The sequence below is a fragment of the Pseudomonas sp. OF001 genome, assembly GCF_904426495.1.
Lineage (GTDB): Bacteria > Pseudomonadota > Gammaproteobacteria > Pseudomonadales > Pseudomonadaceae > Geopseudomonas.
The window spans coordinates 334,458-351,297 of the sequence record NZ_CAJGBM010000012.1; the positions used below are offsets into that span (position 1 = coordinate 334,458).

Genomic DNA, 16,840 nt, shown 5'->3' on the forward strand with positions numbered 1-16,840 from the left:
ATTAAACGGCGGCTTCGGTGGCCAGCGGGTGAGGGGGTCCTTATAATCGTTCGGATTTTTGCACGGGGTATTTCCGGTTCGACGTCGATGATGGCTGGCAGAGGGGGCAGTCGTCGCTGGCTCATGTCGTGCCGGTAACCCTATTCGTTTCATACACAGTGATTGGGCAATACGTATGATAAAAATCAAACGTGGTCTGGACCTGCCCATCACCGGCGCACCCGCGCAACGCATCGAGGCCGCCCGGCCCGTGCGCAGCGTGGCGCTCGTTGGCTTCGACTATCACGGGATGAAGCCCACGATGCAGGTGCAGGTCGGTGATCGAGTCAAACTCGGCCAGGTCCTGTTCTCCGACAAGAAGACCCCCGGGGTGAACTACACCGCGCCAGCCGCCGGTGTGGTGAGCGCCATCCACCGCGGCGAGCAGCGCGTGCTGCAGTCCGTGGTCATCGACGTGGATGGCGACGAGCAGCTTACTTTCGCCAGCTACCCGGCCGGCCAACTGGCCAGCCTCGACGCGACCCTGGTGCGTGACAACCTGCAGGCCTCCGGCCTGTGGACCGCCCTGCGCAGCCGCCCGTACAGCAAGGTGCCGGCGGTCGACGCCGTGCCCAGTTCGATCTTCGTCAGCGCCATCGATACCAATCCGCTCGCCGCCGATCCTGCGGTGATCATCGGCGAACATGCGGCGGACTTCGAAAACGGCCTCAAGGTGCTGGCGCGCCTGGCCAAGGTATTCCTGTGCAAGGCCGAAGGCGTCAGCCTGGCCGGCGAGGGCGTCGCCGGAGTGACCACCGAGAGCTTCGCCGGCCCGCATCCGGCCGGCCTGCCCGGCACCCACATCCACTTCCTCGATCCGGTCAGCGCGACCAAGAGCGTGTGGACCATCAACTACCAGGACGTCATCGCCGTCGGCAAGCTGTTCACCAGCGGCCGGCTGTGGGTCGAGCGCGTGGTCGCCCTGGCCGGTCCGGTGGTGGACAAGCCGCGCCTGGTGCGCACCCGCCTGGGCGCCAGCCTGCAGGAGCTGACTGCCGGCGAGCTGCAGTCCGGCCACAACCGGGTGATTTCCGGCTCGGTGTTCGGTGGCCGCACTTCGCGCGGCGCCTGCGCCTACCTCGGTCGCTACCATCTGCAGGTGTCCTGCCTGCGCGAGGGCAACGACCGCGAGATGCTGCACTACCTGCGCGCCGGGGTGAACAAGCACTCGGTGCTCAACGTGTTCGTCTCCAAGCTGATGGGCGACAGGAAGTTCCCGTTCAGCACCACCACCAACGGCAGCCCGCGCGCCATGGTGCCGGTGGGCAACTACGAGGAAGTGATGCCGCTGGACATCCTCGCCACCCAGCTGCTGCGCTACCTGATTGTCGGTGACACCGAGATGGCGCAGAAGCTCGGCTGCCTGGAGCTGGACGAGGAAGACCTGGCGCTGTGCAGCTACGTCTGCGCCGGCAAGTACGAATACGGCCCGATCCTGCGGGATAACCTGAATCGCATCGAGAAGGAGGGTTGACCATGGGAATGCGTGATTTCCTCGACAAGATCGAGCACAACTTCGAGAAGGGCGGCAAGTACGAGAAGTGGTACGCCCTCTACGAGGCCGTGGACACCTTCTTCTATCGCCCCGGCAGCGTGACCAAGACCACCGCCCACGTGCGCGACGGCATCGACCTCAAGCGCATGATGATCACCGTCTGGCTGTGCACTTTCCCGGCGATGTTCTTCGGCATGTGGAACGTCGGCCACCAGGCCAACCTGGTCTTCGCCCAGAGCCCCGAGCTGCTGGCGGCGCAGGATGGCTGGCGCTTCAGCCTGATCGGCGCGCTGGCCGGCTTCGACCCGGGCAGCCTGTGGGACTGCTTCATCCAGGGCGCGGCCTGGTTCCTGCCGATCTACCTGGTGACCTTCATCGTCGGCGGCTTCTGGGAAGTGCTGTTCGCTTCCATCCGTCGCCACGAGGTCAACGAAGGCTTCTTCGTCACCTCGGTGCTGTTCGCCCTGATCCTGCCGCCGACCATCCCGCTGTGGCAGGTCGCGCTGGGCATCAGCTTCGGCGTGGTGATCGGCAAGGAAGTGTTCGGCGGCACCGGCAAGAACTTCCTCAACCCGGCCCTGGTCGGCCGCGCCTTCCTGTTCTTCGCCTACCCGGCGCAGATCTCCGGCGACGGCGTGTGGACCGCGGTGGACGGCTTCGCCGGCGCCACCAGCCTGAGCCTGGCCGCCGCCGGCGGCGTCGAGGCGATCGCCAGCCAGGGCATCACCTGGATGGATGCCTTCCTCGGCTTCGAGCACGGCTCGATCGGCGAGACCAGCACCCTGGCCATCCTGCTCGGCGGCGCGGTGCTGCTGCTGACCAAGATCGCCGCCTGGCGCATCGTCGCCGGCGTGATGCTCGGCATGATCGCCACCAGCACCCTGTTCAACGTCATCGGCTCGGACACCAACCCGCTGTTCGCCATGCCCTGGTACTGGCACCTGGTGGTCGGCGGCTTCGCCTTCGCCATGGTGTTCATGGCCACCGACCCGGTCTCGGCGTCGATGACCAACACCGGCAAGTGGCTGTTCGGCGCGCTGATCGGCCTGATGGTGGTGCTGATCCGCGTGGTCAACCCGGCCTTCCCGGAAGGCATGATGCTGGCGATCCTGTTCGCCAACCTGTTTGCACCGCTGATCGACCACTTCGTCGTTCAGGCCAATATCAAGCGGAGGCTGGCACGCAATGTCTAGTCAAAAGGAATCCACCGTCCGCACCCTCATGGTGGCGCTGGTGGTCTGCCTGGTGTGCTCGGTGTTCGTCGCCGGCGCGGCCGTGGCACTGAAACCGACCCAGGTCGAGAACCGCCAGCTGGACAAGCAGCGCAGCATCCTGGCCATCGCCGGCCTGGGTGAGGCCGAGATGTCCGGCAAGCAGGTCAAGCAGCTGTTCGCCGAGCGCATCCGCGCCCGCGTGGTCGATCTGCAGACCGGCAAGTTCAGCGACGCCCAGGATGCGGCGACCTTCGATCCGCTCAAGGCGGCCAAGGATCCGAAGCTGTCCGACGCCCTCAGCGGCGCCCAGGACATCGCCTCGATCAAGCGCCGCGAGCGCTTCACCACCGTCTACCTGGTGGAGGCCGACGGCAAGCTGGAAACCCTGATCCTGCCGGTGCGCGGCTACGGCCTGTGGTCGACCCTGCACGGCTTCATGGCGGTCAAGGGCGACCTCAACACAGTGGCCGGCTTCGGCTTCTACCAGCACGCCGAGACCCCGGGTCTGGGCGGCGAGGTGGACAACCCGAAATGGAAGGCGCTGTGGCGGGGCAAGACCCTGTTCGACGAGCAGGGCCAGCCGAACATCGCCATCATCAAGGGCGGTGTCGATCCGCAGAGTCCGCAGGCCGGTCATCAGGTGGACGGCCTGGCAGGCGCGACCCTGACCAGCAAGGGCGTGCACAACCTGCTGCAGTTCTGGCTGGGCCGGGACGGCTTCGGTCCCTTCATTGCTAACCTGCGTGCCGGGGAGGCCTGATCATGTCCAAACCCACAATCAAGGAAGTCCTGCTCAACCCCATCGTCCACAACAACCCGATCGGTCTGCAGATCCTCGGCATCTGTTCGGCGCTGGCGGTGACCTCCAACCTGAAGACCGCGCTGGTGATGTCGATCGCCCTGACCCTGGTGACCGGCTTCTCCAACCTGTTCATCTCGCTGGTGCGCAGCCAGATCCCCAGCTCGATCCGCATGATCGTGCAGATGGTGATCATCGCCTCGCTGGTGATCGTGGTCGACCAGGTGCTCAAGGCCTATGCCTTCAGCCTGGCCAAGCAGTTGTCGGTGTTCGTCGGCCTGATCATCACCAACTGCATCGTGATGGGCCGCGCCGAAGCCTTCGCCATGGCCAACCCGCCGGTGCTGTCGTTCTTCGACGGCATCGGCAACGGCCTGGGCTACAGCGCCATGCTGATCATCCTCGGCGTGGTCCGCGAGCTGTTCGGCTCCGGCAAGCTGCTCGGCTTCGAGATCATCCCGGTGATCAACGACGGCGGCTGGTACCAGCCCAACGGCCTGCTGCTGCTGCCGCCCTCGGCGTTCTTCCTGATCGGCCTGATCATCTGGGGCCTGCGCACCTGGAAGACCGCCCAGGTCGAGAGGCCCAGCTACAAGATGGCTCCGCACGTTAGCAAGGAGGCCTACTGATGGAACACTACATCAGCCTGTTCGTGAAGGCCGTGTTCGTGGAGAACATGGCGCTGGCCTTCTTCCTCGGCATGTGTACCTTCATTGCCATTTCCAAGAAGGTGGAGACGGCGATCGGCCTCGGCATCGCCGTGGTGGTGGTGCAGACCATCACCGTGCCGGCCAACAACCTGCTGTACACCTACCTGCTCAAGGAAGGGGCGCTGGCCTGGGCCGGCCTGCCGGACGTCGATCTCAGCTTCCTCGGCCTGCTCAGCTACATCGGCGTGATCGCCGCCATCGTGCAGATCCTCGAGATGCTGCTGGACAAGTACGTGCCCTCGCTCTACAACGCGCTGGGCGTGTTCCTGCCGCTGATCACGGTGAACTGCGCGATCATGGCCGGCTCGCTGTTCATGGTCGAGCGTGACTACAACCTCTCGGAAAGCGTGGTCTACGGCCTGGGCTCGGGCTTCTCCTGGGCACTGGCGATCGCCGTGCTCGCCGGCGTGCGCGAGAAGCTCAAGTACAGCGACGTGCCCGCCGGCCTGCAGGGGCTGGGCATCACCTTCATCACCATCGGCCTGATGTCGCTGGGCTTCATGTCGTTCTCCGGCGTGCAGCTCTAAGGAAGGGAAGAACAGATGAACTATGAAATCTTCCTCGCCATCGGCATGTTCACCGCCATCGTGCTGGCGCTGGTGGTCATCATCCTGATGGCCCGCGCCAAGCTGGTGTCCAGCGGCGACGTGAACATTCTCATCAACGGCGAGCGCACCATCACCGTACCGGCCGGCGGCAAGCTGCTGCAGACCCTGGCCGCCAACAACATCTTCCTGTCCTCCGCCTGCGGCGGCGGCGGCACCTGCGCCCAGTGCAAGTGCATCGTCGAGTCGGGCGGCGGCGAGATGCTGCCGACCGAGGAGTCGCACTTCACCAAGCGCGAGGCCAAGGCCGGCTGGCGCCTGTCCTGCCAGACCCCGGTCAAGCAGGACATGCACATCGAGGTGCCGGAAGAAGTCTTCGGCGTGAAGAAGTGGGAATGCACGGTGGAGTCCAACCCCAACGTGGCCACCTTCATCAAGGAGCTGACCCTGCGCCTGCCGGACGGCGAGAGCGTGGACTTCCGCGCCGGCGGCTACGTACAGCTGGAGTGCCCGCCGCACGTGGTCAACTACAAGGACTTCGACATCCAGCCCGAGTACCGCGGCGACTGGGACAAGTTCAACATGTGGCGTTTCGTGTCGAAGGTGGACGAGCCGACCATTCGCGCCTACTCCATGGCGAACTACCCGGAAGAGAAGGGCATCGTCAAGTTCAACATCCGCATCGCCTCGCCGCCGCCGGGCAAGGACGACATCCCGCCGGGCAAGATGTCCTCCTACGTGTTCAACCTCAAGCCGGGCGACAAGATCACCGTGTACGGACCCTTCGGCGAGTTCTTCGCCAAGGACACCGACAACGAGATGGTGTTCATCGGTGGCGGCGCCGGCATGGCGCCGATGCGCTCGCACATCTTCGACCAGCTCAAGCGCCTGAAGTCCACGCGCAAGATGAGCTTCTGGTACGGCGCTCGCTCGATGCGCGAGGCGTTCTACGTCGAGGAGTACGACCAGCTGCAGGCCGAGAACCCGAACTTCCAGTGGCACCTGGCGCTGTCCGACCCGCAGCCCGAGGACAACTGGACCGGCCTGACCGGCTTCATCCACAACGTGCTCTACGAGAACTACCTGAAGGACCATCCGGCGCCCGAGGACTGCGAGTTCTACATGTGCGGTCCGCCGATGATGAACGCCGCGGTGATCAAGATGCTGCTCGACCTGGGCGTGGAGCGGGAGAACATCCTGCTCGACGACTTCGGCGGCTAGTGTCGATGTCGCTAGTGCGTCTCCTGCAGCCCGTCATCGCTGTCGCCTGTGCGGCAGCGCTGGCGGGCTGCCAGTTTTCCGATCCGCTGGAGTCGTTCGGCGGGCCGACCATGGGCAGCACCTATTCGGTCAAGTACGTGCGCGGCGACGGCGTCGCCGATGCGCAGGCCCTGCAGGCCGGGGTCGAGGCGATCCTCGCCGAGGTCGACCAGCAGATGTCCACCTACCGCGACGACTCGCTGATCGAGCAGTTCAACCGCGCGCCGGCCGGCACCTGCCAGGCCATGCCGGCAGACGTGCTGGAGCTGGTGCGCCTGGGCGAGGGCCTGTCGCTGCAGAGCGACGGCGCCTTCGACCTGACCATCGAGCCGCTGCTCAACCTGTGGGGCTTCGGGCCCCAGTCGCGCGGCGAGCAGGTGCCCAGTGCCGAGGCCATCGCCGAGGCGCGCCAGCGCGTCGGCCACCAGCACCTGCGCATCGACGGCGAGCAGCTGTGCAAGGACGCCAAGGTCCAGGTGGACTTCAACAGCGTCGCCGCCGGCCACGCGGTGGACCGCATCGCCGCCTGGCTGGAGCAGCAGGGCGTGGCCAGCTACCTGGTGGAGGCCACCGGCGAGCTCAAGGCGCGCGGGCGCAAGCCGGACGGCACGCCCTGGCGCATCGCCATCGAGGCGCCGCGCGACGACCAGCGGGTGGCACAGAAGGTGCTGGCCCTGGATGGCTACGGCGTGTCGACCTCGGGTGACTATCGCAACTACTTCGAGGAAAATGGCCGGCGCTACTCGCACACCCTCGACCCGCGCAGCGGTGCGCCGATCACCCACCGCCTGGCGGCGGTGACCGTGCTGCATCCCAAGGCCCTGCTGGCCGACGGCCTGTCCACCCTGCTGATGGTGCTCGGTCCGGAAGAGGGCGTACGCTGGGCGGAGCGGCAGGGCATCGCGGCCTTCTTCGTGACCCGCGAGGGCGAAGGCTACGTGACCTACGCAACCAAGGCTTTTGACGCGCTGACGGCAGCGCAAGGGGAACGACCATGACCTGGTTACTGGTTTTTGCGCTCATGCTGCTGGTGGTGTTCGGCATGGCGATCGGCGTGATCATGGGCCGCAAGCCCATCGCCGGCTCCTGCGGCGGCATCGCCAACCTCGGCATCGAGAAGGACGAGTGCCCGATCTGCGGCGGCGATACCCAGAAATGCGAGGAAGCCAACAGCGAGGGTGACGGCAAGCCGGGCGCGGCCCAGGCTTACGACGCGACCCGCAGCAGATGACCCCGACGGGGCAGTGACGACACTGCCCCTTTTTTATTTCCCGCCCGCCAGCGGGCCGGCCTCAGGACCGGGCTCGCGCGGCGGCGGATGTGAGGCCCGCCCGAGGCGGGCTGCAGTTTGTCCCTGAAGGAGTAGTCGATGGCTGTCTACAACTATGACGTGGTGGTGCTGGGCTCGGGCCCGGCGGGCGAGGGCGCGGCGATGAGCGCCGCCAAGAACGGACGCAAGGTGGCGGTGGTGGATAGCCGCAAGCTGGTCGGTGGCAACTGCACCCACCTCGGCACCATTCCCTCCAAGGCCCTGCGTCACTCGGTGCGGCAGATCCTGCAGTTCAACACCAACCCGATGTTCCGCCAGATCGGCGAGCCGCGCTGGTTCTCCTTCCCCGACGTGCTGAAGAGCGCCGAGCTGGTCATCGACAAGCAGGTCGCCTCGCGCACCGGCTACTACGCGCGCAACCGCGTGGACGTGTTCACCGGCACCGCCAGCTTCGCCGATGCCAACACCATCGACGTGGTGACCCACAACGGCGTGGTGGAGAAGCTGGTCACCAAGCAGGTGGTGGTCGCCACCGGCTCGCGCCCCTACCGTCCGGCCGACGTCGACTTCAGTCACCCGCGCATCTACGACAGCGACACCATCCTCACCCTCAGCCACACTCCGCGGCGGATGATCATCTACGGAGCCGGAGTGATCGGCTGCGAGTACGCGTCGATCTTCAGCGGCCTGGGCGTGCTGGTCGACCTGATCGACAACCGCGACCAGCTGCTCAGCTTCCTCGACGACGAGATCTCCGATGCGCTGAGCTACCACCTGCGCAACAACAACGTGCTGATCCGCCACAACGAGGAGTACGAGCGCATCGAGGGCCTCGACCACGGCGTGGTGCTGCATCTGAAGTCCGGCAAGAAGATCAAGGCCGACGCCCTGCTGTGGTGCAACGGTCGCACCGGCAATACCGACAAGCTGGCCCTGGAAAACGTCGGCATCGAGGCCAACAGCCGCGGGCAGATCGCCGTCGACCAGCACTACCGCACCAGCGTGGCGAACATCTACGCCGCCGGCGACGTGATCGGCTGGCCGAGCCTGGCCAGCGCCGCCTACGACCAGGGCCGTTCGGCGGCCGGCAGCATCGTCGAGGACGACAGCTGGCACTTCATCAATGACGTGCCGACCGGCATCTACACCATCCCGGAGATCAGCTCGATCGGCAAGAACGAGCAGGAGCTGACCAAGGAGAAGATTCCCTACGAGGTGGGCAAGGCCTTCTTCAAGTCGATGGCGCGTGCGCAGATCTCCAACGAGCGCGTGGGCATGCTGAAGATCCTCTTCCATCGCGAGACCCTGCAGATCCTCGGCGTGCACTGCTTCGGCTACCAGGCCTCGGAGATCGTCCACATCGGTCAGGCGATCATGAACCAGAAGGGCGAGGCGAACACCATCAAGTACTTCATCAACACCACCTTCAACTACCCGACCATGGCCGAAGCCTATCGGGTGGCGGCGTTCGACGGCCTCAACCGGCTTTTTTGAGCGGCTCCGACCGGTGGCCTGAGCCGGTCGGAGACTGGCCGCTCAGCGATTCCCGAGGGTGGCGCTGGCCAAACCGGGAAAGTCTGTGATCAGGCTGTCCACGCCGAAGTCGGCGAGCCGGCGCATCAGCGCCGGCTCGTTGACCGTCCACACCGACACGTGCAGCCCCTGTTGCTGCGCCTTGCGCAACCGCTCGGGGCTGCACAGCGTCCAGTTCAGCGCCAGCAGGTGGCACTGGTAGCGCTGCGCCACCTTCAGCGGGTCCAGCCAGGCGTACTCGGCCACCAGGCCGCGGGCCAGCTGCGGGGCCAGTTCCTGCAGGGCGCGCAGCACGGTGCGCGAGCTGCTGGTCACGGTGACCTGGTGGCTGAGGCCGAGTTCGCGGGTCAGTGCGGCGATCGCCTCCACGGTGCGTGCCGCACGCTCGCGCGAGGCGCTCTTGACCTCCAGCTGCCAGTGCTCGAAGTCGCAATGGGTGAACAGCGTGCGCAGGCGCGGGATCGGGCAGGGCTGCGGCCAGGGCGGGCCGCCGACGCGGGCGTCCATGCGCTCCAGTTCGGCGGCGCTGTGCGCCGCCACCTTGCCGCGCTGGCCGGTGGTGCGCCTGAGCGTCGGGTCATGGATCACCATCAGTTCGCCATCGGCGGACAGGTGCAGGTCCAGCTCGCAGCGGGTCACGCCCTGCTCGAGGCAGCGCTGGAAGCTGGCGAGGGTGTTTTCCGGGGCTTCGCCCCGCGCGCCGCGATGGCCGTAGATGAGGGTCACGACTGCTCCTTGCGCAATCAGGCTGATGCAGCCTTCTAGCATGCCGCCGCCGCTTTGGGGAGAGGTCGGGGTCGCCGTCGGTGCGTGGCGACCGGCGTTGCGGTAGACTGCCGCCCGTCCGGCGAACTGCCGGCCGCCGGTGTGGTCTGTAGCGAGTTCCCGCCGCCGGCGTGACAAACGGACGTCTTCCCTTCGCCCGCAAGGCAACCCGAGCATGTTCAGACCCTTACCCGTATTCATCGGCATGCGCTACACGCGTGCCAAGCGCCGCAACCACTTCATCTCGTTCATTTCCCTGACCTCGATGGTCGGCCTCGCCCTCGGCGTGCTGGTGATGATCCTGGTGCTGTCGGTGATGAACGGCTTCGACCGCGAGCTGCGCACGCGCATCCTCGGCATGGTGCCGCACGCCACCATCAGCAGCTACCAGCCGATCGACGACTGGCAGGCGCTGGCCGCCAGGGTGGCCAAGCACCCCGAGGTGGTGGCGGTGGCACCGTTCAGCCAGTTGCAGGGCATGCTCACCCACAGCGGCGGGACACAGCCGGTACTGGTCAACGCCGTGCTGCCGGAGGCCGAGAAGAACGTCTCGATCATCGACCAGCACATGGTGCAGGGCAGCCTGGAGGCGCTGAAGAGCGGCGAGTTCGGCATCGTCATCGGCGAGATCACCGCGCGGCGTTTCCGCGTCAATGTCGGCGACAAGCTGACCTTCATCCTGCCCGAGGCCTCGGTGACCCCGGCCGGGGTGTTCCCGCGGCTCAAGCGCTTCACCGTGGTCGGCGTGTTCAAGGTCGGCGCCGAGCTGGACAGCTCGCTGGCGCTGATCCACATCGGCGATGCCGCGCGCCTGTCGCGCTGGCAGGAAAACCAGGTGGAGGGTGTGCGCCTGAAGCTCAAGGATCTGTTCAAGGCGCCGCAGGTGGCCTGGGAGATCGCCACCGGCTTCAGCGAAGGCGACTACGTCGCCCGCGACTGGACGCGCAGCCACGGCAGCCTGTTCCAGGCGATCCAGATGGAGAAGACCATGATCGCCCTGCTGCTGCTGCTGATCGTCGCGGTGGCCGCGTTCAACATCATCTCCACCCTGGTGATGGTGGTGACCGACAAGAAGGCCGACATCGCCATCCTGCGCACCCTGGGGATGACCCCGCGGCAGATCATGCTGGTGTTCATGGTCCAGGGCTCTGTGATCGGCGTGGTCGGCACCCTGATCGGCGGCGTGCTCGGCGTGATCGCCGCGCTCAACGTCACCCAGTGGGTGGCGGCGCTGGAGAACCTGCTGGGGCGCAAGTTCCTCAGTTCGGACGTCTACTTCATCAACTACCTGCCGTCGCAGCTGCGCGTGGAGGATGTGGTGCTGATCTGCTCGGCCGCGCTGCTGATGAGTTTCTTTGCCACCCTGTACCCGGCCTGGCGCGCGGCGCGCACCCAGCCGGCGGAGGCCCTGCGCTATGAGTAACGACAAGGCGGTGCTGCTGTGCCGCAACCTCGGCAAGTGCTACGAGGAGGGTCCGCAGTCGGTGGAGGTGCTCAAGGGCGTCGAGCTGGCGCTGCAGCCCGGCGAGCGGGTGGCCATCGTCGGCAGCTCCGGCTCGGGCAAGACCACCCTGCTCAACCTGCTCGGCGGCCTCGATACTCCCAGCGAGGGCAGCGTCTGGCTGGCCGGCGAGGAGCTGTCGGCGCTCAACGAGAAGGCCCGCGGCCTGCTGCGCAATCGCGCCATGGGCTTCGTCTACCAGTTCCACCACCTGCTGCCGGAGTTCAATGCGCTGGAGAACGTGTGCATGCCGCTGCTGATCGGACGCATGCCGATCGGCGAGGCGCGCCAGCGGGCCACGGCGCTGCTGGAGCGGGTCGGGCTGGGGCATCGTCTGGGCCACAAGCCGGCCGAGCTTTCCGGCGGCGAGCGCCAGCGCGTGGCCATCGCCCGCGCGCTGGTCAACCGGCCGGCGCTGGTGCTGCTCGACGAGCCCACCGGCAACCTCGACCAGCACACCGCGCGCGGCATCCAGGAGCTGATGCAGGAGCTGAGCACGTCGCTGCACACCGCCTTCCTGGTGGTGACCCACGACATCGCCCTGGCGCGGCAGATGGACCGCGTGCTGCGCCTGGAGGGCGGGCGGCTGGTACTGGCGGAGTAGGGGAGGGGCGGTGTCGGCCGCAGGCGGGGCTGACACCGACCGGGATCAGGAGTGACCCTGCTGGCGGCGCAGGAGCTGGCGCTTGTGCCAGCTGCGGCGTACCCACCAGCGCCAGTAGGTCATGGTCAGGCAGTAGCCGAGGATGGAGCAGATCAGGCCGGTGATCACCGAGCCGAGCAGGAACGGCTGCCACAGGGTGCTCAGCTCGTGGGTGATCCACTCCATGCTCAGGTGCTCGGGCAGGGTGATCGGTGGCACGTGCATCAGCCAGGCGCCCATTTTGTAGGTGCAGTAGAACACCGGCGGCATGGTGATGGGGTTGGTCAGCCAGACCAGACCGATGGAGATCGGCAGGTTGCCGCGCAGCGGGATGGCCAGCGAGGCGGCCAGCAGCATCTGCATCGGCAGCGGGATGAAGGCGGCGAACAGGCCCACGGCCATGGCACGAGCCACCGAGTGGCGATTGAGGTGCCAGAGGTTGGGATCGTGAATCAGTTTGCCGAGAAAGCGCAGGGATTTGTCGCCCCTGATGCGCTCCGGGTCGGGCATGTATCGCTTGAAGATTCGGCGCGGCATGGGGGCTCTCGACGGCGACTAAGCGCCGGTATTATGCACTGATTCTCCCGGTGGTGGACCGGGCGGAACAAAAATCCGGATGGACTGTCCGGGGATCTGTAACAGAATTTCAGCGGCGCGCAGCGCCGGCCGATTCAGGGATGAATCCATGCGCACGGGACTGATCGCGCTCTGTGGCGGGCTGCTGTGCCTGCGTTTCCTGCCGGCCTTGCCGCCGGCGGCGGCTCTCGTCGCGCTGGCGGTGGTGGGGGTGGCGCTGCTGCCGACCCGCGGCTATCCACTGGCGCTGTTCCTGCTCGGTCTGGGCTGGGCCTGCGGCTCGGCGCAGCTGGCGCTGGACGACCGCCTGGCCGCCGAACTGGATGGCCGGACCCTGTGGCTGCAGGGGCGGATCGTCGGTCTGCCGGAGCGGGAGGTGGGCGTTACCCGCTTCCATATCGAGCAGGCCCGCTCGCGTCGCGCAAGCCTCCCCCAGCGCCTGCGCCTGTCCTGGTACGGAGCGCCACCGCTGGCGGCCGGCGAGGTCTGGCGCCTGGCGGTGCAACTCAAGCGCCCGCGCGGCCTGGTCAATCCCCAGGGTTTCGACTACGAGGCCTGGCTGACGGCACGTCGCGTCGGCGCCACCGGCTCGGTCAAGGCCGGCGAGCGGCTGAGCGCCGCGGATGGGCCGCAAGGCTGGCGCGATCGCCTGCGCAGTGCGCTGCTGGCGGCGCCGGCACATGGTCGGGAGGGCGCCCTGGCGGCACTGGTGCTGGGCGACGGTTCGGGGCTGGGCGAAGGGGACTGGCAGGTGCTGCAGGCCACCGGCACCACCCATCTGCTGGTGATATCCGGTCAGCACGTGGCACTGCTGGCCGGTCTGCTGTATGCGCTGGTGCTCGGCCTGTTCCGCCGCGGCTGGTGGCCGCGGGGCTGGCCCTGGCTGCCCTGCGCCTGTGGCCTGGCGATGGCCGGTGCGCTCGCCTACGGCCTGCTGGCCGGCTTCGAGGTGCCAGTGCAGCGGGCCTGCGTCATGCTGGCGGTGGTGCTGCTGTGGCGCTGGCGCTTCCGCAGCCTGGGCGTCTGGCTGCCGCTGCTGGCGGCGTTGACCCTGGTGCTGGTGGTCGAGCCGCTGGCCAGCCTGCAACCGGGTTTCTGGCTGTCGTTCGGCGCGGTGGCGCTGCTGGCCTGGTGCTTCAGCGGCCGCCTGGCGCCGGCCGCCGGTTGGCGGGTGCTGCCGCGCGCGCAGTGGGCGATGACTCTCGGCCTGTTGCCGCTGCTGCTGGCGCTCGGCCTGCCGGTCAGTCTCACCGGCGCGCTGGCCAACCTGCTGGCGGTGCCCTGGGTCGGTGTCGGCGTGGTGCCGCTGGCCCTGCTCGGGACCCTGCTGCTGCCGCTACCCGGGGTGGGCAGCAGCCTGCTGTGGCTGGCCGGGCTGCAGCTCGACCTGCTGTTCGACCTGCTCGCCTGGCTCGCCGAGCTGGCGCCGGCCCGGCAGTTCGCCGCTGCGCCTGGCTGGGCGGTGCTGCTCGGGCTGGGCGGCGTCCTGCTGGCGCTGCTGCCGGCCGGGTTGCCGCTGCGCTTGTTCGGCGCCCTGATGCCGCTGCCGTTGCTGTTTCCCGCCGCGGCCGGCATTCCGAGCGGCGAGGCCGAGGTGCGCGTGCTGGATGTCGGGCAGGGGCTGGCGGTGCTGGTACGCACCAGCGCTCACGCTCTGCTGTACGACGCCGGCCCGGCCGCGCGCGGGTTCGATTCGGGAGAGAAGGTGGTGCTGCCGCTCCTGCTCAGGCAGGGCGTCGGCAGGCTCGACACGCTGCTGCTAAGCCATGCCGACCAGGATCATGCCGGCGGGGCAGGCAGCGTGCTGGCCGGTCTTCCGGCGTCCCGCCTGCTCGCCGGCGAGGCGGCGCGACAGCGTCTGCCATACGCCGTCGAGCCCTGTCGCGATGGCGAGCAGTGGCAATGGGACGCCGTGCGTTTCACCACCTGGCAGATGAGCGGCGACGGCAATGATGCGTCCTGCCTGCTGCTGGTAGAGGCGCGCGGCGAGCGGCTGCTGCTCACCGGAGACATCTCCGCGAGCGGCGAGCGCGCGTTGCTGGGCAGTGGCCGCGATCTGCGCGCCGACTGGCTGCTGGCGCCCCACCACGGCAGTCGCAGTTCGTCGTCGGCGGAGTTCATCGCCGCGGTGGCGCCGCGCGGCGTGTTGTTCTCGCGGGGCTGGAACAATGCCTTCGGCCACCCGCATCCGCAGGTGGTGGCGCGTTTTCGGGCCGCCGGCGTGCGCATCCACGACAGTGCCGCCGAGGGGGCGCTGCAGTTGTGGCTCGGCCGCCATGGGACGGTCGCCGGCGAGCGCGCGCAGGCGCGTTTCTGGCGGGAAAAATGAGAACCCAGACGGGCGGCATGGCGAGCGCGCTGTGCTAGAGTTGCGCCACTTTTTTCAGGGGGTTGTTACTGTGTGGGAATTGGTCAAAGCCGGCGGCTGGATGATGCTGCCGATCATTCTCTGTTCGATCGCGGCCATCGGCATCAGTGCCGAACGCCTGTGGACCCTGCGTCCGGCGCGGATCACCCCGCCGAACCTGCTGGGCCAGGTATGGCGCTGGATCCAGGACAAGCAGCTGGACAGCCAGAAGCTCAAGGAGCTGCGGGCCTCCTCGCCGCTGGGGGAGGTGCTGGCCGCCGGTCTCGCCAACTCCAAGCATGGTCGCGACATCATGAAGGAGTGCATCGAGGAAGCCGCTGCGCGGGTCATCCATGACCTGGAGCGCTACCTCAACGCGCTCGGCACCATCGCCGCCATCGCCCCGCTGCTCGGTCTGCTCGGCACCGTACTGGGCATGATCGAGATCTTCAGCGGCTTCATGGGCAGCGGCATGGCCAACGCGCCGGTGCTCGCTGGCGGCATCTCCAAGGCGCTGATCACCACCGCCGCCGGTCTGTTCGTCGGCATCCCCGCGCTGTTCTTCCACCGCTACCTGCAGCGTCGCGTCGACGAGCTGGTGGTCGGCATGGAGCAGGAAGCAATCCGTCTGGTGGAAGTGGTGCAGGGCGACCGTGACGTCGATCTGGGCGAGGGCGGCAAGCGGTGAAATTCCGACGCAAACCGCGGGAGAACGTCGAGATCGGCCTGGCGCCGCTGATCGACGTGGTGTTCATCCTGCTGCTGTTCTTCGTGGTGACCACCACCTTCACCCGTGAGACCCAGCTGAAGATCGACCTGCCCGAGGCCGACAGCGCCACGCCGGTGCAGGAGACCCAGCTCAAGCAGCTGGAGATCACCATCGCCGCCGACGGCAGCTATGCGCTCAACGGCCAGCAGCTGGTGAAGAGCGACCTGGCGACCCTGAGCAGCGCGCTGCAGAAGGAGTCCGGCGGCGACAGCAGCCTGCCGCTGGTGATCAGCGCCGACGCGCGCACCCCGCACCAGGCGGTGATCACCGCCATGGACGCGGCCGGCAAGCTGGGCTTCGCGCACCTGCGCATCACCACCGTCGAAGCGCAGCCGGCCAAGCCCTGATGCGCCTGGCCGAGCGCCTCACTGCCGCCTGGTACCAGGGCCATCCGGCCCTGGTCCTGCTGCGTCCGCTGGAGGTCCTCTACCGGCGGGTGGTCGAGCGCCGCCGCGCCGACTTCCTCAGCGGGCGCAGGCCGGCCTGGCGGGCGCCGCTGCCGGTGATCGTGGTCGGCAACATCACCGTCGGCGGCACCGGCAAGACGCCGCTGATCCTCTGGCTGATCGAGCACTGCCGTGCCCGCGGCCTGCGCGTCGGCGTGGTCAGTCGCGGCTACGGCGCCACGCCGCCGAGCCTGCCGTGGCGGGTGCGCGCCGGGCAGAGTCCCGCCGAGGCCGGTGACGAGCCGCTGATGATCGTCGAGCGCAGCGGCGTGCCGCTGGTGATCGACCCCGACCGTCCCCGCGCGGTGCGGGCCCTGCTCGAGCAGGAGCCGCTGGACCTGATCCTCAGCGACGACGGCCTGCAGCACTACCGTCTGGCCCGCGATCTCGAGCTGGTGCTGATCGACGCGGCCCGCGGTCTCGGCAACCGCCGCTGCCTGCCGGCCGGGCCGCTGCGCGAGCCGCTGGAGCGCCTGGCCGCGGTGGATGCCTGCCTGGTCAACGGTGCTGCCGGTGACGGCGCGGCAGGCTTCGCCTTCAACCTGCGCCCGAGTGCGCTGGTCAACCTGGCCAGCGGCGAGCGTCGCCCGCTGGATCATCTGCCGGCAGGGCAGGCGGTCCACGCGGTGGCCGGCATCGGCAACCCGCAGCGTTTCTTCGCGACCCTCGAGGCGCTACACTGGCGCCCGGTTCCGCATCCCTTCGCCGACCACGCGGCCTACTGCCCCGAGGATCTGCGCTTCGCCCCGGCCCTGCCGCTGCTGATGACCGAAAAGGATGCGGTGAAATGCCGGGGATTCGCCGCCGCAGACTGGTGGTATCTGGCGGTCGATGGCCAGCCATCGCCGGCCTTCGTGGCCTGGTTCGACGGTCAGCTCGAGCGCCTGTTGCCGCGTTGATGCGCGCGGGTCCCCCCAGATTCCTCTGC

17 protein-coding genes are annotated in these 16,840 nt (G+C 67.7%); 15 read left to right on the forward strand and 2 right to left on the reverse strand.

The features are described 5' to 3' along the window. The first annotated feature begins 175 nt into the window (after positions 1 to 175). From RA210_RS09895 to sthA, 9 genes are all read left to right on the forward strand, one after another. Positions 176 to 1,513, forward strand: coding sequence for a Na(+)-translocating NADH-quinone reductase subunit A (locus tag RA210_RS09895; RefSeq protein WP_201486327.1), 1,338 nt, complete (start codon positions 176 to 178; stop codon positions 1,511 to 1,513). A 2-nt stretch (positions 1,514 to 1,515) separates the two neighbouring features. Then, positions 1,516 to 2,727 carry an NADH:ubiquinone reductase (Na(+)-transporting) subunit B gene (locus tag RA210_RS09900; protein WP_136488874.1) on the forward strand — a complete coding sequence of 404 codons (1,212 nt, stop codon included), beginning with the start codon at positions 1,516 to 1,518 and terminating at the stop codon, positions 2,725 to 2,727. Then, positions 2,720 to 3,508 carry a Na(+)-translocating NADH-quinone reductase subunit C gene (locus RA210_RS09905; RefSeq protein ID WP_201486328.1) on the forward strand — a complete coding sequence of 263 codons (789 nt, stop codon included), beginning with the start codon at positions 2,720 to 2,722 and terminating at the stop codon, positions 3,506 to 3,508. The genes RA210_RS09900 and RA210_RS09905 overlap by 8 nt, the downstream gene beginning before the upstream one ends. Positions 3,509 to 3,510: 2 nt before the next feature. Further along, the gene (locus tag RA210_RS09910; protein WP_414153866.1) at positions 3,511 to 4,176 is read left to right on the forward strand and encodes an NADH:ubiquinone reductase (Na(+)-transporting) subunit D; all 666 of its coding nucleotides are present in this window, start codon (positions 3,511 to 3,513) and stop codon (positions 4,174 to 4,176) included. After that, entirely contained in the window at positions 4,176 to 4,784 is a 609-nt protein-coding gene (gene nqrE, locus RA210_RS09915; protein ID WP_136488871.1) for an NADH:ubiquinone reductase (Na(+)-transporting) subunit E, read from the forward strand. Before RA210_RS09910 ends, nqrE begins: the two co-directional genes overlap by 1 nt. 15 nt (positions 4,785 to 4,799) lie before the next feature. Continuing rightward, positions 4,800 to 6,023, forward strand: coding sequence for an NADH:ubiquinone reductase (Na(+)-transporting) subunit F (nqrF, locus tag RA210_RS09920; RefSeq protein ID WP_136488870.1), 1,224 nt, complete (start codon positions 4,800 to 4,802; stop codon positions 6,021 to 6,023). Positions 6,024 to 6,028: 5 nt separating this feature from the next. After that, positions 6,029 to 7,060 (forward strand): FAD:protein FMN transferase, encoded by a 1,032-nt coding sequence (locus RA210_RS09925; RefSeq protein WP_201486329.1) that lies wholly within the window; start codon positions 6,029 to 6,031, stop codon positions 7,058 to 7,060. Continuing rightward, entirely contained in the window at positions 7,057 to 7,293 is a 237-nt protein-coding gene (gene nqrM, locus RA210_RS09930; RefSeq protein WP_136488868.1) for a (Na+)-NQR maturation NqrM, read from the forward strand. Before RA210_RS09925 ends, nqrM begins: the two co-directional genes overlap by 4 nt. A gap of 138 nt (positions 7,294 to 7,431) precedes the next feature. Beyond that, positions 7,432 to 8,826, forward strand: a complete 1,395-nt coding sequence (sthA, locus tag RA210_RS09935; protein WP_136488867.1) for a Si-specific NAD(P)(+) transhydrogenase — start codon at positions 7,432 to 7,434, stop codon at positions 8,824 to 8,826. Positions 8,827 to 8,868: 42 nt separating this feature from the next. On the opposite strand, the gene RA210_RS09940 is transcribed toward sthA, so the two are convergent. Beyond that, positions 8,869 to 9,591, reverse strand: a complete 723-nt coding sequence (locus RA210_RS09940) for a glycerophosphodiester phosphodiesterase (RefSeq protein WP_201486330.1) — start codon at positions 9,589 to 9,591, stop codon at positions 8,869 to 8,871. 214 nt (positions 9,592 to 9,805) lie between these two features. Here RA210_RS09940 and RA210_RS09945 point away from each other — a divergent pair, with 214 nt between their 5' ends. Beyond that, on the forward strand, positions 9,806 to 11,053 hold the full coding sequence (locus tag RA210_RS09945; RefSeq protein WP_136488865.1) for a lipoprotein-releasing ABC transporter permease subunit: 1,248 nt from the start codon (positions 9,806 to 9,808) through the stop codon (positions 11,051 to 11,053). Further along, the gene (lolD, locus tag RA210_RS09950) at positions 11,046 to 11,735 is read left to right on the forward strand and encodes a lipoprotein-releasing ABC transporter ATP-binding protein LolD (RefSeq protein ID WP_136488864.1); all 690 of its coding nucleotides are present in this window, start codon (positions 11,046 to 11,048) and stop codon (positions 11,733 to 11,735) included. Before RA210_RS09945 ends, lolD begins: the two co-directional genes overlap by 8 nt. Before the next feature lie 45 nt (positions 11,736 to 11,780). On the opposite strand, the gene RA210_RS09955 is transcribed toward lolD, so the two are convergent. Then, complete coding sequence (locus RA210_RS09955; protein WP_136488863.1) at positions 11,781 to 12,311, reverse strand: DUF2062 domain-containing protein; 531 nt, start codon at positions 12,309 to 12,311, stop codon at positions 11,781 to 11,783. Positions 12,312 to 12,459: 148 nt separating this feature from the next. On the opposite strand from RA210_RS09955, the gene RA210_RS09960 reads away from it, so the two are divergent. From RA210_RS09960 to lpxK, 4 genes are all read left to right on the forward strand, one after another. Then, the gene (locus RA210_RS09960; protein ID WP_136488862.1) at positions 12,460 to 14,679 is read left to right on the forward strand and encodes a DNA internalization-related competence protein ComEC/Rec2; all 2,220 of its coding nucleotides are present in this window, start codon (positions 12,460 to 12,462) and stop codon (positions 14,677 to 14,679) included. Positions 14,680 to 14,749: 70 nt separating this feature from the next. Next, a complete protein-coding gene (locus RA210_RS09965) occupies positions 14,750 to 15,385 on the forward strand; it encodes a MotA/TolQ/ExbB proton channel family protein (protein ID WP_136488861.1) in 636 nt (211 codons plus the stop codon). Continuing rightward, positions 15,382 to 15,813, forward strand: a complete 432-nt coding sequence (locus tag RA210_RS09970; protein ID WP_136488860.1) for an ExbD/TolR family protein — start codon at positions 15,382 to 15,384, stop codon at positions 15,811 to 15,813. The genes RA210_RS09965 and RA210_RS09970 overlap by 4 nt, the downstream gene beginning before the upstream one ends. Next, positions 15,813 to 16,811, forward strand: a complete 999-nt coding sequence (lpxK, locus tag RA210_RS09975; RefSeq protein ID WP_136488859.1) for a tetraacyldisaccharide 4'-kinase — start codon at positions 15,813 to 15,815, stop codon at positions 16,809 to 16,811. Before RA210_RS09970 ends, lpxK begins: the two co-directional genes overlap by 1 nt. The last annotated feature ends 29 nt before the right edge of the window (positions 16,812 to 16,840 follow it).

Excerpts from the sequence above, each read along its gene's own strand:
- lpxK (WP_136488859.1), top strand. The coding sequence starts at position 15,813 with ATGCGCCTGGCCGAGCGCCTCACTGCCGCCTGGTACCAGGGCCATCCG.
- nqrE (WP_136488871.1), top strand. The coding sequence starts at position 4,176 with ATGGAACACTACATCAGCCTGTTCGTGAAGGCCGTGTTCGTGGAGAAC.
- RA210_RS09960 (WP_136488862.1), top strand. The coding sequence starts at position 12,460 with ATGCGCACGGGACTGATCGCGCTCTGTGGCGGGCTGCTGTGCCTGCGT.
- sthA (WP_136488867.1), top strand. The coding sequence starts at position 7,432 with ATGGCTGTCTACAACTATGACGTGGTGGTGCTGGGCTCGGGCCCGGCG.
- RA210_RS09925 (WP_201486329.1), top strand. The coding sequence starts at position 6,029 with ATGTCGCTAGTGCGTCTCCTGCAGCCCGTCATCGCTGTCGCCTGTGCG.
- RA210_RS09955 (WP_136488863.1), bottom strand. The coding sequence starts at position 12,311 with ATGCCGCGCCGAATCTTCAAGCGATACATGCCCGACCCGGAGCGCATC.
- RA210_RS09910 (WP_414153866.1), top strand. The coding sequence starts at position 3,511 with ATGTCCAAACCCACAATCAAGGAAGTCCTGCTCAACCCCATCGTCCAC.
- RA210_RS09905 (WP_201486328.1), top strand. The coding sequence starts at position 2,720 with ATGTCTAGTCAAAAGGAATCCACCGTCCGCACCCTCATGGTGGCGCTG.
- nqrF (WP_136488870.1), top strand. The coding sequence starts at position 4,800 with ATGAACTATGAAATCTTCCTCGCCATCGGCATGTTCACCGCCATCGTG.
- nqrM (WP_136488868.1), top strand. The coding sequence starts at position 7,057 with ATGACCTGGTTACTGGTTTTTGCGCTCATGCTGCTGGTGGTGTTCGGC.
- lolD (WP_136488864.1), top strand. The coding sequence starts at position 11,046 with ATGAGTAACGACAAGGCGGTGCTGCTGTGCCGCAACCTCGGCAAGTGC.
- RA210_RS09895 (WP_201486327.1), top strand. The coding sequence starts at position 176 with ATGATAAAAATCAAACGTGGTCTGGACCTGCCCATCACCGGCGCACCC.
- RA210_RS09945 (WP_136488865.1), top strand. The coding sequence starts at position 9,806 with ATGTTCAGACCCTTACCCGTATTCATCGGCATGCGCTACACGCGTGCC.
- RA210_RS09900 (WP_136488874.1), top strand. The coding sequence starts at position 1,516 with ATGGGAATGCGTGATTTCCTCGACAAGATCGAGCACAACTTCGAGAAG.